The organism is Planktothrix prolifica NIVA-CYA 540, from assembly GCF_963864145.1.
Lineage (GTDB): Bacteria > Cyanobacteriota > Cyanobacteriia > Cyanobacteriales > Microcoleaceae > Planktothrix > Planktothrix agardhii.
This window is the reverse complement of the sequence record NZ_CAWLTW010000001.1, coordinates 984,996-1,001,190: the sequence shown is the minus strand read 5'-3', so window position 1 is coordinate 1,001,190 and position 16,195 is coordinate 984,996. Positions and strand designations below refer to the sequence as shown.

Sequence of the window (16,195 nt, the reverse complement as noted above, 5' to 3'; positions counted from 1 at the left end):
GACAATTTTAACACCGGATCATTCCCCCGGGAGACACCGAAACGGTAAGTAAACCCATGGGGTTTTTAACGTTTGGAGTATTGAGGAGCCTTACGCGCTTTGCGTAAACCATATTTTTTCCGCTCCGTAGCCCGGGGGTCACGGGTTAAGTACCCTTCGGTTTTTAGGGGTTTGCGGTTATCCGGGTTAAGTTCACACAGGGCACGGGCTACCCCTAAACGGATAGACTCCGCTTGACCAGTTAAACCGCCACCACTGGCATTGACCAAAATATCATAGTCATTTTCTAAGCCCAAGGTTTCTAAGGGAGACTTAGCCGCGACTAAATAGCCCTGGTTGTATTGTAGGTACAAATCCCCATCTTTACCATTAATGGTTAATTTGCCAGTACCCGGAACGAGGCGAACTCTTGCTACGGAAGATTTACGACGGCCAGTTCCGCCGTAAACAGCGCGTGTTGCAGTATCAGTTGCTTGCATTAATTACCTCCTGTTGGAATAGTATTGATGATTAAGGTTTCAGGTTTTTGAGCTTCATGGGGATGATCAGGCCCCGCATAGACTTTGAGTTTAGTAAACAGGTTACGTCCTAAAGCATTTTTGGGTAACATCCCCTTAATCGCCTGCTCAATAATTCTTTCTGGAATACGGGCTTGCAATTTTTCAAAGGTTTCAATTTTCATCCCACCGGGTCTACCGGAGTGACGACGATACAGTTTTTGACTGCGTTTTTTACCCGTGACTTCAATTTTTTCCGCATTGACAATAATTACAAAGTCCCCCGTGTCGATATGAGGGGTGTAAATGGGTTTATTTTTGCCCCGAATAATTCGGGCAACTTCGGTGGCTAAACGACCCAAACGTTGGTCAGCAGCATCGATTACATACCATTTGGGTTCTAGGGAAGCTTCCGAAGGCAGGAAGGTTTTTGTGCTCATTCTTGATTGTCCTTAAATTTAAGAATAAATGGAGTGTTGGCTTTTGAGGGGTTAAACCTTACTCGGTTTACCATCAACCAACGACAAGTTTAGGAAAGGTGTCAAACCAAATATCAGGCTCAAAGGGAAACTCTGGATAACCGACTCGCAATAAGCAAAGTCCTTGGGCGGGCGCTGCATATTTAACAAGTTCTCGGCGTTCTTGAGTCCAGATATCTCGAAATTCCTCTAGGGATCGTTCCCCATTTCCCACCTGTACCAGTAACCCGACTAACAACCTCATCATCCCGTATAAAAATCCACTGGCTTGTACTTCGATATGGATGAAGGGATTTTGGCGTTGACAACTGACGAACTGCACGTCTACCCAAGCATGGGGGCGAGAGGTTCCACTCCGTTGAAACGCCGATAAGTGGTGATATCCCACTAACTGTTCCAGGGCGGCTTGGATTAACTGTTCATCTAAAGGATGATGATAGTAATGCCAACTGAAAGGACGGACAAATAGGTTGGGTCGAGCATCTGTATAGAGGGTGTACCGATATCGACGCCATTTTGCCGAAAACCTAGCGTGCCAGGAGCTAGGAACGGAGGCAGATGCCCGAATCAACACATCCTCCGATAAACGATTATTGAGAATCGTCGCCCAACGATAGTCAGGAATATAGCTGGGGGCATTAAAATGAGCCACCTGTGCCGCTGCGTGAACTCCAGTATCGGTGCGACCTGCCGCGTGGAGTGTAACCGGAGCTTGAGTTACCGTTGCGATCGCGGTTTCAATTTCCTGCTGCACTGTCCGTTGATTGGGTTGTCGCTGCCAACCTTGAAAGTGAGTCCCCTGATACTGAATCACTAAGGCAATACGCTGTTGATCTATCACACAAATCAGTTATCAGTTATCAGTTATCAGTCACCAGTTATTATTTATCAGTTATCAGTTATTATTTATCCAGCAAGGATTCAAAGATAGCTTATTAACTATTAACTCTCACACTGATAACCGTTTACTGTTAACTGTTAACTGATTACACCAATTCAATAATAGCCATTTCTGCATTATCTCCCCGACGGCTCACAGTTCTGATAATCCGGGTGTAACCCCCATTGCGAGAGCCATACCGTGATGGAGCCGCATCAAATAACGAATGAACCAGTTGTTTGTCATAGATATACCCCATGGCTTGACGACGGGCTGCTAAGGAGCCGTCTTTGGCTAGGGTAATCATTTTTTCTGCTTCTGATTGTACCGCTTTGGCTCTAACTTTAGTGGTTGTGATTCGGCCATGGCGAATCAGTTCTGTAGCCAGCGATCGCAGCAATGCTTTTCGCTGATCAGCAGGTTTGCCCAATTGGGGAACACGACAACGATGACGCATAATTACCTTGAGATAGAAAATGATGGAGTGGTTTAATCAGTGATCAGTTATTAGTAAACAGTGATCAGTGCAAGAGTTAATAGTAAACAGTTATCAGCTTAAGAATTAAGAGTTAATGAACTATCTTTAAATTCTTACCTGATAACTGATGACTAACTACTAACTACTGATTTAGATGCCCTTTCTTGAGGCAGTGTAATCCCTAAGCGTTTTTGTAACGCCTCGATTACTTCCTCCGCAGACTTCTGACCGAAGTTTTTAATTTCTAATAGGTCTTCTTGAGTATAATCCCGTAAGTCTGCGACCGAGTTGATTTGAGCGCGTTTGAGACAGTTATAAGCCCGAACCGATAACTGTAGTTCTTCAATCGGGATTTGACTGGTCGGATCAACATCATCATTCTGGTCACTTTTGATTGATTCCAAGGTGATGTCTTTCAACGGAGTGAACAAGTCCACCAGTTTGGTCGCGGATTGGCTGATGGCTTCTTGGGGGGTTAAACTCCCATTTGTCCAAATCTCCATGATCAGGCGGTCTTTTTCTACAGTTCCACCCACCCGTGCATCCTCGACGGTGTAATTCACTTTCCGTACAGGCATGAACACAGCATCAATTTGGAGAAAATCTACAGCCAGTGCCTCGTCCCGATTACGCTCAACGGCGTGATACCCAGTACCCTTATCAACTTGGATTTCCATTTCCAAGGTTGATCCTGGGGATAGGGTAGCGATATATTGGTTTTTGTCTACAACCTCAACTTCTGAAGGCAACTTAAAATGACCCGCCGTCACCGTCGCTGGGCCTTGAACTTCTAAGCGACCGATTTGTTTTTGGTGGGTATAGCTCTTGAGTACAACTTCTTTCAGGTTCAGCAAAATCTCTAAAACATCTTCCCGAACCCCTTGAATTGTTGCAAACTCATGATTAACATTGGCAAACCGTGCCGATGTAATCGCCGTTCCTTCTAAGTTCGATAGTAAAACCCGTCTTAGAGCATTACCAACCGTTGTCCCTTGGCCCCGTTCTAACGGTTCTAAGACAAATTTACCGTACTGACTCCGGTCTGTATCAGTGTTCGATTCAATACACTCAATCTTAAACTGCGCCACCGATGGACCTCCCTTCTCCATTGAACCCCAAAATGAATTGACAGTATAAGGCAAAGAATGAAACTAAACTTGAGTATTCATTCTTCCTAAATAAAGACGCTAACTTTCACGTTCGTAACGAAAAGTGAAAGCTGTCGTCAAACGCGACGTCGTTTGGGAGGACGGCAACCATTATGGGGAATCGGAGTAATATCTCGAATCAAGGTAATTTCTAAACCAGCCCCTTGCAAGGCTCTAATTGCGGTTTCTCTACCTGCACCCGGCCCACTAACCATCACTTCAACCTGACGCATTCCTTGATCATTGGCTCGGCGTCCAGCGTTTTCCGCGGCGGTTTGAGCAGCAAAAGGAGTCCCTTTTTTTGCCCCTTTAAACCCCGTAGACCCCGCAGAAGCCCAAGAAATGACTTCCCCATTCGGATCGGTAATCGTTACAATCGTGTTGTTGAAGGTAGATTGAATGTAGGCCAACCCATTCGGGACATTACGCTTTTGCTTTTTCGGCCCTGTTTTTTTCGTTTGTCGCGCCATAGTAATCTCGTTTACGATTTTCTTTGCGGTGAGTTGAGGAAACCTGCTTGGGTTTAACCAGCAGTTCTTGTAAGTTGAAACGCCTGGCTTAATTATTTCTTAGCTGCCGCTTTTTTCTTACCAGCAACGGTACGGCGAACACCCCGACGGGTTCTAGCGTTCGTCCGGGTGCGTTGACCCCGCACAGGTAGACCTAAACGATGGCGACGACCCCGATAGGTGCCGATATCCATGAGGCGCTTAATGTTCATCGCCTCCATCCGTCGCAGATCTCCTTCTACCTGATACAGTTGGATGGCCGCCCGTAGGGCTGCCACATCAGCATCATTTAGATCTTTAATCCGGGTATCAGGATTAACACCCGAGTCTTTGAGAATTTGTTGAGACCGCGAAAGTCCAATTCCATAAATGTAAGTCAGACCAATTTCAACACGTTTATCTCGTGGAAGGTCTACTCCGGCTATCCGTGCCACAATGAACGTCTCCCTTTAAAATGTAACTAACGACAATGCCTAAATCATGCAGTAAAATGATAGGCAATTAATGGATTCCCAATTTGCTGAATCGCCCGAGGCTACACAAGCAGGTTGAAGCTACTGTACTGATTTCAACTGCACATTCTTTCCCTTGATCTGGGAAGGAATGGGATTTTGGCTACTCTTGAAACTTAACAAGGGTTGAGACCTGTGCAAGTAAGGGCTTGAATCACAGAATTTTAATTGGTAAGCGTCTGTTTTGACCGTTTCAGCAAGACTCATAATCCGTCCTTAATGGACGACCTAGGGTGTTAACCTTGGCGCTGCTTATGCTTGGGATTAGAACAAATCACCATTACCCGTCCGCGACGGCGGATAACACGACACTTTTCACAAATTTTGCGGACTGATGCTCGAACTTTCATGCCAATTAGAGCGACGCTACAACAAATTTATTATTATATCACTGAAAGCTGATTTTTATCTAGTCTAACCCTTAACCTTTGGGATAAGGGGTAAGATTTCCATCTATTTTTTGCGTAAACGATAGGTGATCCTGCCTTTGGTCAAGTCATAGGGGGTTAATTCCACTTTGACTCGATCTCCGGGTAAAATCTTAATGTAATTCCTACGGATTTTTCCCGAGATGTGGGCCAAGACATTAAATCCATTATCTAGGTCTACGCGAAACATAGCATTTGGAAGGGATTCAGTGACTGTCCCTTCCATTTCAATCAGATCCTGTTTAGCCAAGTTGTTTTTCCCTCAATTCAACAATCCATCCCGCCGATCAACAAATGACCGAGATTTGCTCATCCGATGACATTCAGAAATCCGAGTTTAAACGTATTTCTTAACATATTTTATCAAAAATTGGAGCTCAATCTCTGTTTTTTGTCAATCTCTTAGCCTTAATTTCCATTAAAACCCCGGGTAAAGCCGTAAAGGGGTTCCAACTTGACCGACCCAGAATTTTTACTAAGCAGAAACAACCTGTTTCAACTCTTGAGTAATCTCATCCATGGAACGGTTCCCATTGATAGATTCGAGTTGATTTCGCTGACCGTAATAATCAATTAAGGGAGCCGTTTGTTCCCGATACACTTGTAAACGGTGACGAATAATTCCCTCGTTATCATCCTGACGCCCTCTGGCCAACAATCGCTGTACCAGAATCTCATCAGGAACATCAAGGTTAATCACCTTGAGTTCTCCCTCGCTATTTTTAGCTTCGCTGTCTCCCTTGAGTACAAGGGCGGCGATAAAATCAGCTTGAGAAATATTCCGAGGAAACCCATCCAAAATCCAACCGTTCTGAGCATCGGACTCCTCAAGACGATGTTCCACCATATCTAAAATCAGTTGATCTGGGACTAATTCGCCTTGAGCCATATAGTCCTTAGCTTTTTGACCCAGACCAGTTTTTTCACCGACATGGGTGCGTAAAATCTCACCCGTCGAGATATGAGGAACCCCAAAACTCGCAGCTATAATGGCTGCTTGAGTCCCTTTGCCTGCCCCTGGAGGGCCGAGAAAAATCAAACGCACTATCGTTTCACCATCCCTTCATATCGTTGAGAAATCACATAGGTTTGCACCTGTTTCGCCGTATCAATAGCTACACCCACCAAAATCAGGAGAGATGTCGCACCAAAGCCCCGAAAAGTCGGAACCCTTGTGGCGCTCTCAACAATGGTAGGGATAATGGCAACTAAACCTAAAAAGATAGCTCCCAAAAACGTCAATCGATTTAAAACTCGCTCAATATACTCACTGGTTGTGCGACCTGGACGAATCCCCGGAACACTAGCCCCCATTTTCTTCAGGTTCTGTGCCATATCCACAGGATTCATAATTAATGAAGCGTAGAAATAGCTAAAGAACACAATCAGTACCAAATAGAAAGCCGCATACAGCCAGGGAGTTGACCCGCTAGGAGTTAGAGCCGTTGCTATTTGAACCAGAATCGGATTGTTAGTAAATTGAGAGATGGAAGCAGGCAAAACCAAAACTGCCGAGGCAAAAATAATCGGCATCACACCCCCTTGATTTAATCGCAGAGGCAAATAGCTCGTTTTTTCTCGGTATAATTTCCGACCCACTTGCCGACGGGCGGAAACAATCGGAATTCGACGAGTTCCCTCCTGAACAAAAACAATCCCAACGATCATCGCCAGGAAAATAATTAACAGAAGAATCACCCGACCGACAATCGCTTGATCCCCACTTTGGGCTAATTCTAGGGTCTGACCCAAAGAAGTTGGTAAAACTGCTACGATACCCAAAAAAATCAGTAAAGAAGCACCGTTACCAATCCCGCGTTCAGTAATGAGTTCCGAGAGCCACATCACAAACATTGATCCGGCTACAAGGGCTAGAACCACTTGAACTTGGAATAGGGAGCCAGGGTTATTGGCAAAGGGATTAATCCAAATGGAGATCCCCACACTTTGTAACACAGCCCACCCTAAAGCCACATAGCGAGTAATTTGGGAAATCTTCCGGCGTCCGGCTTCTCCCTCATTTTTCTGTAAGTCTTCCAGACTGGGCAAAGCCGTCGTCATCAATTGCATGATGATGGAGGCATTAATATAGGGCAAAATCCCCAGGGCAAAAATTCCCAGAGCCGAAAGTCCACCCCCAGAAAATAAATCGAGGAATCCAATCACCGGGTTATTTTGAATAGCTGCTCTGAAACTAGCCGTATCAATACCGGGAATCGGTAGGAATACACCCACACGCACCAGGAGCAGTAAGCCAATGGTGACTAGGATTCGACCTCTTAGACCAGCAGCTTGGGCCATCTGCAAGAAAGTTTCCTGTGCAGTTGGCGCTTTGTCTCGACTAACGACCATGAAGGACTACCTCAATCAGTTATCAGTAATCAGTTATCAGTCATCAGTTAAGAGTTAAGAGTTAAGAGTTAATAATTAATAGTTGTTGGCTATTAACTATTAGACCGATAACTGTTTACTGTTGACTGATAACTGACAAGTCCCACCGGCGGCTTCAATTTTGGTACGGGCACCTTGAGTAAATGCAGCCGCATCTATCCGAAGGGCAACATTCAGTTCTCCGTTCCCTAAAATTTTCAGAGGGCCACGACTCGCGGTTAGGAGTCCCGCTTCTAGCAGGGAAGCTAGGGTGACTTCTGTATTCGCCGATAGGGATGACAATTCACCTACATTAATCGTAGTGTACTGTTTTCGATTAACTTGAGGAAATCCCTTGAGTTTGGGGAGGCGTCGATACAGAGGGTTTTGACCGCCTTCAAAACCAGGGCGGGTGCTGTGACCAGAACGGGAATTTTGTCCCCGCATCCCTTTACCACAGCTTGCACCTTGACCAGCAGAGATCCCACGACCTAGGCGACGTCCGCGTTTGCGAGAGCCTGGTTTGGGTATAGCATCGTTGAGTCTCATGATTGCTTATACTTGAACAGTTTCAGATGGACAACGGAATTAGGCGTAAAGATGCTCAATGGGAACTCCCCGCTCTTTAGCTACATCCGCGAGGGTGCGTAATGATTGCAAAGCGTCAATGGTGGCTCTGGCATTATTCAGAGGATTACTAGAACCCAGTTGTTTAGCCAAGATATTCCGAACCCCAGCTAGTTCTAAAACGGTACGGACGGCTCCGCCAGCAATTACCCCCGTCCCAGGAGAGGCAGGACGCATCATCACCTGAGCGCCTCCCCCTGCCCCGTTGATGGGATGGGGAATAGAATTGGATTTGGTTAAAGGAACCTCGACCACGTTTTTGCGACCGTCGGCAACGCCTTTTTTAACGGCCCCAATTACATCGGCAGCTTTACCGACACCGACACCGACTTGACCTTTTTCATTCCCGACGATGACTACAGCCCGAAAGCTGAGTTTTTTACCGCCCTTTACCACCTTAGTGACACGACGGATTTGTACAACCCGTTCTTGCCACTCGACTTCTTTTTCTTTGGTGCGGCTACCTTTTTTGTTGTTGCGCCGCTGTTGCTGCTGCTCTGCCATAGTTTTAATATCCTGAACAACGTTAATTTCAGTGATCAGTCATCAGTAATCAGTAATCAGTTAGGTCGTTGCCGTTATTCATGGTTGATTAACAATAACTTCTATTTTATTTGATTGACTGTTTACTGTTTACTGCTTACTATTAGAAGTCTAATCCAGCTTCTCGGGCTGCGTCAGCTAGGGCTTTAACGCGACCGTGATAGATATATCCACCCCGATCAAATACCACTTTTTTGATGCCTTTAGCCACAGCCCGTTCAGCAATTAATTGACCGATTTTGACAGAGGCATCACAGGTTGCCCCGGATGAATCTGCGGATTTGAAATCAGGTTCCACGGTAGAGGCTGCAACTAATGTTTGATGTTTTGTATCATCAATCACCTGCACATAAATGTGATGATTGGAGCGAAACACTGCTAATCTGGGCCGTTCAGAGGTTCCAAAGACCTTGACTCGAACTCTCCGATGACGACGATCCCGGGATTCTTGACGAGTTAGTTTCATAGTTTATTTTTTCCCACCCTTACCAGTTTTACCAGCTTTACGTCTGACCACTTCGCCTAGATAACGAATGCCTTTGCCTTTATAGGGTTCCGGGGGACGCACGGCACGAACCTTGGCGGCCATATTACCGACAATTTCTTTGTCAATCCCGCTAATAATCACGTTAGTGTTATTTTCAACAGCAACGCGAATACCTTCTGGGGGAATCATTTCCACGGGTTTGCTATAACCGACGTTTAACACCAGGTTTGTACCTTGGACTGCGGCTCGATAACCGACCCCTTGGATTTCCAAACGACGTTCAAAGCCATTAGAAACCCCTTCAACCATATTAAAAACAAGGGTTCGACAGAGACCATGACGTTGACGAGCGGTACGAGATTCGGAAGCCCGTTTGACGTTAACGGTTTCTCCGTCCTGTTCCACCACAACTTCAGGGGGAAGCACACGGGAGAGTTCACCCTTGGGGCCTTTAACTATAACCTGTTGACCATTAATGGTTAGGGTGACCTGCTTAGGTACAGAAATTGGACGTTTACCAATTCTAGACATAGTTATTTATTTCAATTCTCGAATAGAAAAGGGTTGGATTAGTTCTAATCGCGCTTGCTTGAATGTTCACCGAGACACAGAGACAAAACATAAGGCTTTGAAACCCCTAAACCCGAAGTCTGACAAGCGATAAACGAACTTTTTACCAAATGTAGCAAAGCACTTCACCGCCGACACCTTGACGTCGGGCTTCTCGGTCAGTCATGACACCAGAAGACGTAGAAATAATTGCTACGCCAATGCCACCTAAGACGCGAGGGAGTTCTTTACGGTTGCGATAGACTCGCAAACCCGGTCGGCTAACTCGCTGTAATTTCTGAATGGTTGGAGCTTTGGTTTTAGAGTTGTACTTGAGAGAGACCACCAAGTATTTTTTAATGCCTTCGCCTGTTTCCTCAAAGTCTGCAATAAAGCCCTCTTGTTTGAGAACTTGGGCTATACTACGAGTCATTCTTGTAGAAGGAATTTGTGTAGTTTGATGCCGCGCCATGCAAGAATTGCGAATGCGCGTCAACATATCCGCAATAGTATCGTTTGCCGCCATAGTTTCCTCGTTACTTTACTACACACCGCTTTCCCGAAAAGGCATTCCCATTTCTTTGAGCAGGGCTCGCCCTTCTTCATCGGTTTTTGCCGTGGTGACAATTGAAATATCTAAGCCTCGAATTTGATCAATACTGTCATAGCTGATTTCAGGAAAGATCAGTTGTTCTCGGACACCCAAACTGTAGTTACCTCGACCATCAAAACTTTTTCCACTCACACCCCGAAAGTCACGAATCCGAGGTAGGGATAAGTTGATCAGTCGATCTAAGAAAGCATACATCCGTTCTGAACGCAGGGTCACCATCACACCAACGGGCATTCCTTTGCGAACTTTGAATCCAGCAATGGCTTTTGTGGCTCTTGTGACCACGGGTTTTTGTCCGGTAATCACAGCCAATTCATTCAGGGAGGACTCTAACGCTTTAGCATTTTGAGACGCTTCACCTAAACCTCGGTTGATTGTGACTTTAATAATCTTAGGAACCTGATGGATGTTCTCATATTGGAACTGCTCCATCATTTTGGGGACGATTTTGTCCAAGTAGACAGTCTTGAGTTTAGCTACCATAGTGAGTTGCTCTTTATAAATCCTGGGCTTTGTCAGGATGGTTGACAATTGGAATTACGAATGGGTAATGGGTTTTGGGTAATTCCCTGTTCCGGTGTTCCGGTGTTCCCTCTTTAATCAATAATTTCACCCGTTTTTTTCAGCATTCTCACCTTACGTCCGTCTTCGGTAAAGGTGTAACACACCCGACTGGCAACGTTTTCTTTAGTGGAATACAGCATCACATTAGAACTGTGAACTGGGGCTTCAAAAGTCGTAATCTGACCGGATTCTCCCTCTTGACGAGGTTTAACGTGCTTGGTTCTCACGTTGACATCCTTAACAACGACTTTACTGGCTTTGGGAAGAACCCGAAGAATCTCTCCGACTTTCCCTTTATCGCTACCCGTAATCACCTGCACGGTATCGCCTTTTTTAACGTGCATTTTATAGCGTTCGGGTTTATTAGATGTGGTTTTTTTGGACATTACAGAACCTCCGGTGCAAGAGAAACAATTTTCGTGAAATTCTTATCCCGTAGTTCCCGAGCCACAGGGCCAAATACACGAGTGCCTCTGGGATTACCGTCTGCGTTGATAATCACAGCCGCATTGTCATCAAACCGAATGCTCATGCCACTATCTCGACGTAAACTATGACGAGTACGGACGATTACAGCCCGAACTACATCGGATCTTTTCACCGCCATATTGGGAATAGCATCTTTGACAACGGCAATGATCACATCACCGATTCCGCCATAGCGACAGTTACCGCCCTTTAAAACGCGAATACACATTAATTTTCGCGCACCGCTATTGTCAGCAACATTGAGAATTGTTTGGACTTGAATCATGATCTTATTTTTTCGTTCTCAAGTAATAACCAAATCCCTACAGATTGGTTTTGTCATTACCGCCTAGAATTTCGACCACATTCCAGCGTTTTGTTTTGCTTAAAGGGCGAGTTTCGGAAATGCGAACCCGATCTCCTTCTTGACATTGGTTGTTTTCGTCGTGGGCTTTATATCGTTTAGTTTTAACGACAATTTTGCCGTATTTAGGATGGGGAGAACGGTTTTCTACCGTTACAACCACTGTTTTATCCATTTTGTTACTAACGACCAAGCCAACTCTTTCTTTTACTGCCATAGTGCAAATCTCTCCAAAATCAGTTATTAGTTATCAGTCATCAGTCATCAGTCATCATCAGTTAACAGTGATTAGTTGGCAGTTATTAGTTAACTGTTATTAGGAATCAGTTATTAGTCAATAAGCCAACAGTTGATTAACTCTTAAACTGATAACTCTTAAACTGACAACTGATCACTGGTAACTGATGACTGATTACTGATTTGGCGTTCCCGTTCCACCGTCTTTAATTGGGCTAAACGATGGCGCGTGTGCTTAAACTCGTGGGGTTTTTCTAAACGCCCGGTGGCTTTAAGTAACCGGAGGTTAGCCAATTGTTTTTTGATCTCCAAGATTTGCTGAGACAGTTCTTCATCATTTAACTGTCGGGCTTCTTCGATTTTTGGAAAAGACATAACAAAGTCCTGTGGGATTGACAGTTAACCGTTAACGGTTAACAGCACTTTTATTGAGCTTCTTCGTCAACGGGACGGGCAATAAATTTGGTTTTAATCGGCAATTTAAACGCCGCTAACCGCATCGCTTCCCGGGCAATTTCTTCGGTAACTCCGGCAATTTCAAATAATACTCGACCGGGTTTAACCACAGCCACCCAATACTCAGGAGCACCTTTACCAGAACCCATCCGGGTTTCAGCGGCTCTCATGGTTACGGGCTTATCGGGGAAAATCCGAATCCAAATCTTTCCACCCCGACGAATATAGCGAGTCATGGCTCGACGGGCTGCTTCGATTTGGCGAGAGGTAATCCAACAGGGTTCTAAAGCTTGCAGTGCGAAATCACCGAAATTTAGATCATTACCCCGGGTCGCTTGACCTCTCATGCGACCACGCTGTTGTTTGCGGAATTTTGTTCTTCTGGGACTTAACATGATCGAATCCGATAATCAGTATTCACCTATCCGCATTATCAGTTATCAGTAAATAGATAACAGACAACAATCTTTTTATCCTTCGTTAGAACGGTCGTCATATTTTTGACGACGAGGTTGACGATTCCGACGGGGTTGACTGGTCGGAGAATTCGCTAATTCCTCTTGTCCTGGGATAATTTCGCCCTTAAAGACCCAAACTTTAACACCGAGAATGCCGTAGATTGTCAGCGCCGTGCAGTAGGCGTAGTCAATATCAGCGCGGAGGGTATGCAAAGGTACTCTCCCTTCCCGAGTCCATTCAGTCCGAGCGATTTCTGCCCCATTTAACCGACCACTGACTTGAATTTTGATGCCTTCAATTCCGGCTTTTTGCGCCCGGGTAATCGCTTGACGAACTACACGACGGAAGGAAACTCGTTTTTCTAGTTGTTGGGCGATATACTCAGCAATCAAGGTGGCGTCCGCATCAACTTTGGCAACTTCCACCACGTTGATCCGAATTTGGCGATTATTGCCGAGTTTTTTCTGGAGACCCAGACGCAGGGTTTCAATTCCTGCACCCCCACGACCTACGACAACACCCGGTCTAGCGGTATGAATTTCTAAGTCAACTTGATCGGCTTTGCGTTCAATTCGGACTTTAGAAATTCCGGCATTATTCAACTCCTTGCGAACATACCCCCGAATCGTATGGTCTTCTTGTAACAGTTCAGGATACTGTTTAGAATCCGCAAACCAACGAGATCTATGTTCTTGGGTAATTCCTAACCGGAACCCAATAGGATTAATTTTTTGTCCCATGTTTCAATTCTTTTTTAGAAAAGAGTTAGAATGTCCTACTCGCGCCAATCGCTGATTGGGGGTACCTACTCCGTGGCTGGAGCTACGGCAACCACAATATGACAAGTCGGCTTTCTAATTTGGTAGGCACGACCCTGGGCGCGAGGTCTAAACCGTTTAATGGTTGGCCCTTGATCCGCGTAGGCCTGGGAAATCACTAAACTGGCTGGATCTAAACCAGAATTGTGTTCTGCGTTAGCAACCGCAGAGCGTAAAACTTTGAGAATTGGCTCACAAGACCGATAGGGCATGAATTCCAAAATAATCAAAGCTTCTCGGTAGGATCTTCCCCGGATTTGATCCAAGACTCGTCTTACTTTATGAGGTGACATCCGAATGTAACGAGCGATCGCCTTCACCTCGGCGCTAGTATCTATAGCCATAGTTCATTTGTCAGTCATTATGTATCCGCATCATCAGTTACCAGTGAAAAATATCGACTGTTAACCTTTAACGGCGGGCTTTTTTGTCACTTTTAGCGTGACCTCGGAAGGTACGAGTTGGAGCAAATTCTCCTAATTTATGACCTACCATTTGCTCCGTCAGAAACACGGGAACGTGTTGTCTGCCGTTGTGGACGGCGATCGTATGACCCACCATTTGAGGAATAATCGTTGATGCTCTTGACCAGGTTTTAATTACCTGTTTTTCTCCTTTGGCATTGAGTTTTTCAACTTTGCTCAGGAGATGATCAGCCACAAAAGGGCCTTTTTTAAGTGAACGAGACATAGTTAATTTATTAACCGTTAAGGTTTCAATGGCGTGAAGTGTTGACTGTTGACCTAATAAGTTGTCAACGGCCAACCGACAAGCCGATTAAGTTTGCCGTCCACCTTTACCCCGTTTCGAGGACTTCCGACGACGACGAACAATCAAAGCGGTACTGCGTTTTTTCTTGTTCCGAGTCTTCGCGCCTAGGGTGGGTTTACCCCAAGGAGTAACAGGGCCAGAACGACCGATAGGAGCGCGTCCTTCACCACCACCATGGGGGTGATCCACAGGGTTCATCACACTACCGCGAACTTCAGGACGACGACCTTTCCAACGCTTACGACCGGCTTTCCCGATACTGATGTTGCGAGCATCAATATTACCCACCTGTCCAATGGTGGCGTAGGATTTAGCTGGGATTTTGCGTTGTTCGCCTGAAGGTAACTTCAGGGTTACATAGTCCCCTTCTTTCGCTAGAACTTGAGCCGTAGTACCAGCCGCCCGCACGATTTGTCCCCCTTTACCGGGAATCAATTCGACGTTATGCACATCTGTCCCTAACGGAATTTTATACAGGGGCAGAGCATTCCCGACTTCGATCGGAGCTTCTGGGCCAGAAACAATCATGGTTCCGACTTTGAGTCCTAACGGATGCAGGATATAACGCTTTTCCCCATCGGTGTAATACACCAGGGCAATCCGAGCATTACGGTTGGGATCGTACTCAATCTCAGCGACTTTGGCGAGGATCTCGTGCTTATCGCGACGAAAATCAACAATTCGATACAGCTTTTTGTGTCCGCCACCCCGATGACGGCAGGTAATCACGCCTCGGTTGTTTCTTCCTTTATCCCGGTGTTTGGAAGTTGTTAAAGAACGTTCCGGTTCAGAACGGGTAATTTCTGCAAAGTCAGAAACAGTATGTTGGCGAGTACCGGGAGTATAGGGTCGGTATGAACGAATTCCCATTATGTAATCCTTACTAATCAGTAATCAGTTATCAGTTATCAGTTATCAGTCAAGAAAAAATGCAAGATTTAATGTTTAATTCTTACAATATTTACTGTTTACTGATTACCAACAACTGACTCTACACCCCTGGGAACAAGACTTTCCGCAAAGGCTCCCCATCCTCTAGGGTAATAATTGCCCGTTTGTAGCCTGTTTTAAATCCCACAAATTTACCGACCCGACGACGTTTACGAGGCGGAATATGGGTATTAACAGCTTTGACTTTAACGGGGAATAACAGTTCAATTGCTTGTTTGATCATCGGCTTAGTTGCGTGCCGATCAACATCAAAGGTGAACTGATTAATTTCCATTAACCTTGTGGCTTTTTCCGTTACAATCGGACGCTTCACCAAATCAATCAGATCGCCGGGATCATGTTGCATCTCCGTAAACCTCCTGAATTTTGGCTAGGGCAGCAGCAGTTGTTACAATTCTGTCAGCAGCTAGGACGTCATAAACGTTTAAGCTATCGGACAAGCACATTCTCAATCTAGGAATGTTGCGACCGGACAGATAAATATTCGGTTGTTTCTCTGACAGTACCAAGAGGACTTTTGAATCGGGTTCAATTCCCCAACGGGTCATCGCCGATACTAGATCTTTGGTTTTCGGCTGAGAAAACTGATCTGCAAAGTCTTCTACCACAATTAAATCCTCAGCCCGGCTTTGAAAGGCGGTGCGTAGGGCTAACTGTCTTTCTTTGCGATTCATTTTCTGGGAATAGTCTCTGGGTTTTGGCCCAAAGATCACCCCGCCCCCTCGCCATAGGGGAGAACGAATAGAACCGGCTCTAGCGCGACCTGTGCCTTTTTGACGCCAAGGTTTGCGACCGCCCCCCCGAACTTCCGCCCGGGTTTTGGTGCAAGCTGTGCCTTGACGAGCATTGGCTAGTTGCCGGACTACGGCTCTATGAACAATATGACTGGCATTTTCGGGGGATGCGACTTTCAGATCAAGGGTTGCTTGTCCAACGCTTTCACCCTGCCAATTTCGGACTACACAATCAACCATAGTTATCTCCTTG

Annotated in this window: 28 protein-coding genes; all 28 read right to left on the bottom strand. The window is 45.6% G+C overall.

Going from position 1 to position 16,195, the window contains the following annotated elements:
• Nucleotides 1-65 precede the first annotated feature (65 nt).
• The 28 genes from rpsI to rplD all read right to left on the bottom strand — a co-directional run bounded on the left by rpsI (nucleotide 66) and on the right by rplD (nucleotide 16,182).
• The gene (rpsI, locus tag AC559H_RS04650; RefSeq protein WP_026786879.1) at nucleotides 66-479 is read right to left on the bottom strand and encodes a 30S ribosomal protein S9; all 414 of its coding nucleotides are present in this window, start codon (nucleotides 477-479) and stop codon (nucleotides 66-68) included.
• A complete protein-coding gene (gene rplM, locus AC559H_RS04645; RefSeq protein ID WP_026786880.1) occupies nucleotides 479-937 on the bottom strand; it encodes a 50S ribosomal protein L13 in 459 nt (152 codons plus the stop codon). The genes rpsI and rplM overlap by 1 nt, the downstream gene beginning before the upstream one ends.
• Nucleotides 938-1,010: 73 nt before the next feature.
• A complete protein-coding gene (truA, locus tag AC559H_RS04640) occupies nucleotides 1,011-1,817 on the bottom strand; it encodes a tRNA pseudouridine(38-40) synthase TruA (RefSeq protein WP_026793865.1) in 807 nt (268 codons plus the stop codon).
• A gap of 145 nt (nucleotides 1,818-1,962) precedes the next feature.
• Nucleotides 1,963-2,313, bottom strand: a complete 351-nt coding sequence (gene rplQ / locus AC559H_RS04635; RefSeq protein ID WP_026786882.1) for a 50S ribosomal protein L17 — start codon at nucleotides 2,311-2,313, stop codon at nucleotides 1,963-1,965.
• 152 nt (nucleotides 2,314-2,465) lie between these two features.
• Nucleotides 2,466-3,422, bottom strand: coding sequence for a DNA-directed RNA polymerase subunit alpha (locus AC559H_RS04630; protein WP_026786883.1), 957 nt, complete (start codon nucleotides 3,420-3,422; stop codon nucleotides 2,466-2,468).
• A gap of 137 nt (nucleotides 3,423-3,559) precedes the next feature.
• The gene (rpsK, locus tag AC559H_RS04625) at nucleotides 3,560-3,952 is read right to left on the bottom strand and encodes a 30S ribosomal protein S11 (protein WP_026786884.1); all 393 of its coding nucleotides are present in this window, start codon (nucleotides 3,950-3,952) and stop codon (nucleotides 3,560-3,562) included.
• Nucleotides 3,953-4,044: 92 nt separating this feature from the next.
• Nucleotides 4,045-4,425 carry a 30S ribosomal protein S13 gene (rpsM, locus tag AC559H_RS04620; RefSeq protein ID WP_026786885.1) on the bottom strand — a complete coding sequence of 127 codons (381 nt, stop codon included), beginning with the start codon at nucleotides 4,423-4,425 and terminating at the stop codon, nucleotides 4,045-4,047.
• A gap of 314 nt (nucleotides 4,426-4,739) precedes the next feature.
• Entirely contained in the window at nucleotides 4,740-4,853 is a 114-nt protein-coding gene (gene rpmJ / locus AC559H_RS04615; protein ID WP_071782548.1) for a 50S ribosomal protein L36, read from the bottom strand.
• A gap of 103 nt (nucleotides 4,854-4,956) precedes the next feature.
• Entirely contained in the window at nucleotides 4,957-5,181 is a 225-nt protein-coding gene (gene infA / locus AC559H_RS04610; RefSeq protein WP_008191178.1) for a translation initiation factor IF-1, read from the bottom strand.
• 225 nt (nucleotides 5,182-5,406) lie between these two features.
• Nucleotides 5,407-5,979 (bottom strand): adenylate kinase, encoded by a 573-nt coding sequence (locus AC559H_RS04605; protein ID WP_026786886.1) that lies wholly within the window; start codon nucleotides 5,977-5,979, stop codon nucleotides 5,407-5,409.
• On the bottom strand, nucleotides 5,976-7,283 hold the full coding sequence (gene secY, locus AC559H_RS04600) for a preprotein translocase subunit SecY (protein WP_026786887.1): 1,308 nt from the start codon (nucleotides 7,281-7,283) through the stop codon (nucleotides 5,976-5,978). The genes AC559H_RS04605 and secY overlap by 4 nt, the downstream gene beginning before the upstream one ends.
• Nucleotides 7,284-7,382: 99 nt before the next feature.
• The gene (gene rplO, locus AC559H_RS04595; protein WP_026793863.1) at nucleotides 7,383-7,850 is read right to left on the bottom strand and encodes a 50S ribosomal protein L15; all 468 of its coding nucleotides are present in this window, start codon (nucleotides 7,848-7,850) and stop codon (nucleotides 7,383-7,385) included.
• 39 nt (nucleotides 7,851-7,889) lie between these two features.
• Nucleotides 7,890-8,432 (bottom strand): 30S ribosomal protein S5, encoded by a 543-nt coding sequence (rpsE, locus tag AC559H_RS04590; protein ID WP_026793862.1) that lies wholly within the window; start codon nucleotides 8,430-8,432, stop codon nucleotides 7,890-7,892.
• 142 nt (nucleotides 8,433-8,574) lie between these two features.
• Nucleotides 8,575-8,937: a 50S ribosomal protein L18 gene (rplR, locus tag AC559H_RS04585; RefSeq protein WP_026786890.1), complete on the bottom strand. Its 363-nt coding sequence runs from the start codon at nucleotides 8,935-8,937 to the stop codon at nucleotides 8,575-8,577.
• A 3-nt stretch (nucleotides 8,938-8,940) separates the two neighbouring features.
• Nucleotides 8,941-9,489: a 50S ribosomal protein L6 gene (gene rplF / locus AC559H_RS04580; RefSeq protein WP_026786891.1), complete on the bottom strand. Its 549-nt coding sequence runs from the start codon at nucleotides 9,487-9,489 to the stop codon at nucleotides 8,941-8,943.
• Between the two features lie 142 nt (nucleotides 9,490-9,631).
• Entirely contained in the window at nucleotides 9,632-10,033 is a 402-nt protein-coding gene (gene rpsH, locus AC559H_RS04575; protein WP_026793861.1) for a 30S ribosomal protein S8, read from the bottom strand.
• An 18-nt stretch (nucleotides 10,034-10,051) separates the two neighbouring features.
• The gene (gene rplE / locus AC559H_RS04570) at nucleotides 10,052-10,603 is read right to left on the bottom strand and encodes a 50S ribosomal protein L5 (protein ID WP_026786893.1); all 552 of its coding nucleotides are present in this window, start codon (nucleotides 10,601-10,603) and stop codon (nucleotides 10,052-10,054) included.
• A gap of 113 nt (nucleotides 10,604-10,716) precedes the next feature.
• Nucleotides 10,717-11,070, bottom strand: coding sequence for a 50S ribosomal protein L24 (rplX, locus tag AC559H_RS04565; protein WP_026793860.1), 354 nt, complete (start codon nucleotides 11,068-11,070; stop codon nucleotides 10,717-10,719).
• Nucleotides 11,070-11,438: a 50S ribosomal protein L14 gene (gene rplN, locus AC559H_RS04560; RefSeq protein ID WP_026786895.1), complete on the bottom strand. Its 369-nt coding sequence runs from the start codon at nucleotides 11,436-11,438 to the stop codon at nucleotides 11,070-11,072. Before rplN ends, rplX begins: the two co-directional genes overlap by 1 nt.
• A gap of 37 nt (nucleotides 11,439-11,475) precedes the next feature.
• Nucleotides 11,476-11,733 carry a 30S ribosomal protein S17 gene (rpsQ, locus tag AC559H_RS04555; RefSeq protein ID WP_026786896.1) on the bottom strand — a complete coding sequence of 86 codons (258 nt, stop codon included), beginning with the start codon at nucleotides 11,731-11,733 and terminating at the stop codon, nucleotides 11,476-11,478.
• 158 nt (nucleotides 11,734-11,891) lie between these two features.
• Nucleotides 11,892-12,128, bottom strand: coding sequence for a 50S ribosomal protein L29 (rpmC, locus tag AC559H_RS04550; RefSeq protein ID WP_026793859.1), 237 nt, complete (start codon nucleotides 12,126-12,128; stop codon nucleotides 11,892-11,894).
• A 50-nt stretch (nucleotides 12,129-12,178) separates the two neighbouring features.
• Complete coding sequence (gene rplP / locus AC559H_RS04545; RefSeq protein WP_026786898.1) at nucleotides 12,179-12,604, bottom strand: 50S ribosomal protein L16; 426 nt, start codon at nucleotides 12,602-12,604, stop codon at nucleotides 12,179-12,181.
• Nucleotides 12,605-12,679: 75 nt separating this feature from the next.
• The gene (gene rpsC / locus AC559H_RS04540; protein WP_026793858.1) at nucleotides 12,680-13,408 is read right to left on the bottom strand and encodes a 30S ribosomal protein S3; all 729 of its coding nucleotides are present in this window, start codon (nucleotides 13,406-13,408) and stop codon (nucleotides 12,680-12,682) included.
• 65 nt (nucleotides 13,409-13,473) lie between these two features.
• Nucleotides 13,474-13,830 carry a 50S ribosomal protein L22 gene (gene rplV, locus AC559H_RS04535; RefSeq protein ID WP_026786900.1) on the bottom strand — a complete coding sequence of 119 codons (357 nt, stop codon included), beginning with the start codon at nucleotides 13,828-13,830 and terminating at the stop codon, nucleotides 13,474-13,476.
• Nucleotides 13,831-13,897: 67 nt separating this feature from the next.
• On the bottom strand, nucleotides 13,898-14,176 hold the full coding sequence (gene rpsS, locus AC559H_RS04530; RefSeq protein ID WP_026786901.1) for a 30S ribosomal protein S19: 279 nt from the start codon (nucleotides 14,174-14,176) through the stop codon (nucleotides 13,898-13,900).
• Nucleotides 14,177-14,263: 87 nt separating this feature from the next.
• A complete protein-coding gene (gene rplB / locus AC559H_RS04525; protein ID WP_026786902.1) occupies nucleotides 14,264-15,127 on the bottom strand; it encodes a 50S ribosomal protein L2 in 864 nt (287 codons plus the stop codon).
• 121 nt (nucleotides 15,128-15,248) lie between these two features.
• Entirely contained in the window at nucleotides 15,249-15,554 is a 306-nt protein-coding gene (locus AC559H_RS04520; protein ID WP_026786903.1) for a 50S ribosomal protein L23, read from the bottom strand.
• Nucleotides 15,544-16,182 carry a 50S ribosomal protein L4 gene (rplD, locus tag AC559H_RS04515; protein ID WP_026786904.1) on the bottom strand — a complete coding sequence of 213 codons (639 nt, stop codon included), beginning with the start codon at nucleotides 16,180-16,182 and terminating at the stop codon, nucleotides 15,544-15,546. The genes AC559H_RS04520 and rplD overlap by 11 nt, the downstream gene beginning before the upstream one ends.
• Nucleotides 16,183-16,195: the final 13 nt, after the last annotated feature.

Coding starts and splice junctions, on each gene's coding strand:
- rpsH (WP_026793861.1), bottom strand. CDS start 10,033: ATGGCGGCAAACGATACTATTGCGGATATGTTGACGCGCATTCGCAAT.
- rpmJ (WP_071782548.1), bottom strand. CDS start 4,853: ATGAAAGTTCGAGCATCAGTCCGCAAAATTTGTGAAAAGTGTCGTGTT.
- rplQ (WP_026786882.1), bottom strand. CDS start 2,313: ATGCGTCATCGTTGTCGTGTTCCCCAATTGGGCAAACCTGCTGATCAG.
- rplE (WP_026786893.1), bottom strand. CDS start 10,603: ATGGTAGCTAAACTCAAGACTGTCTACTTGGACAAAATCGTCCCCAAA.
- AC559H_RS04520 (WP_026786903.1), bottom strand. CDS start 15,554: ATGCAACATGATCCCGGCGATCTGATTGATTTGGTGAAGCGTCCGATT.
- rplF (WP_026786891.1), bottom strand. CDS start 9,489: ATGTCTAGAATTGGTAAACGTCCAATTTCTGTACCTAAGCAGGTCACC.
- rpsI (WP_026786879.1), bottom strand. CDS start 479: ATGCAAGCAACTGATACTGCAACACGCGCTGTTTACGGCGGAACTGGC.
- secY (WP_026786887.1), bottom strand. CDS start 7,283: ATGGTCGTTAGTCGAGACAAAGCGCCAACTGCACAGGAAACTTTCTTG.
- rplM (WP_026786880.1), bottom strand. CDS start 937: ATGAGCACAAAAACCTTCCTGCCTTCGGAAGCTTCCCTAGAACCCAAA.
- rplO (WP_026793863.1), bottom strand. CDS start 7,850: ATGAGACTCAACGATGCTATACCCAAACCAGGCTCTCGCAAACGCGGA.
- rplP (WP_026786898.1), bottom strand. CDS start 12,604: ATGTTAAGTCCCAGAAGAACAAAATTCCGCAAACAACAGCGTGGTCGC.
- rplX (WP_026793860.1), bottom strand. CDS start 11,070: ATGTCCAAAAAAACCACATCTAATAAACCCGAACGCTATAAAATGCAC.
- rplV (WP_026786900.1), bottom strand. CDS start 13,830: ATGGCTATAGATACTAGCGCCGAGGTGAAGGCGATCGCTCGTTACATT.
- rplD (WP_026786904.1), bottom strand. CDS start 16,182: ATGGTTGATTGTGTAGTCCGAAATTGGCAGGGTGAAAGCGTTGGACAA.
- rpsK (WP_026786884.1), bottom strand. CDS start 3,952: ATGGCGCGACAAACGAAAAAAACAGGGCCGAAAAAGCAAAAGCGTAAT.
- rpsQ (WP_026786896.1), bottom strand. CDS start 11,733: ATGGCAGTAAAAGAAAGAGTTGGCTTGGTCGTTAGTAACAAAATGGAT.
- rplB (WP_026786902.1), bottom strand. CDS start 15,127: ATGGGAATTCGTTCATACCGACCCTATACTCCCGGTACTCGCCAACAT.
- rpsC (WP_026793858.1), bottom strand. CDS start 13,408: ATGGGACAAAAAATTAATCCTATTGGGTTCCGGTTAGGAATTACCCAA.
- rpsS (WP_026786901.1), bottom strand. CDS start 14,176: ATGTCTCGTTCACTTAAAAAAGGCCCTTTTGTGGCTGATCATCTCCTG.
- rpsE (WP_026793862.1), bottom strand. CDS start 8,432: ATGGCAGAGCAGCAGCAACAGCGGCGCAACAACAAAAAAGGTAGCCGC.
- rplN (WP_026786895.1), bottom strand. CDS start 11,438: ATGATTCAAGTCCAAACAATTCTCAATGTTGCTGACAATAGCGGTGCG.
- rpmC (WP_026793859.1), bottom strand. CDS start 12,128: ATGTCTTTTCCAAAAATCGAAGAAGCCCGACAGTTAAATGATGAAGAA.
- rplR (WP_026786890.1), bottom strand. CDS start 8,937: ATGAAACTAACTCGTCAAGAATCCCGGGATCGTCGTCATCGGAGAGTT.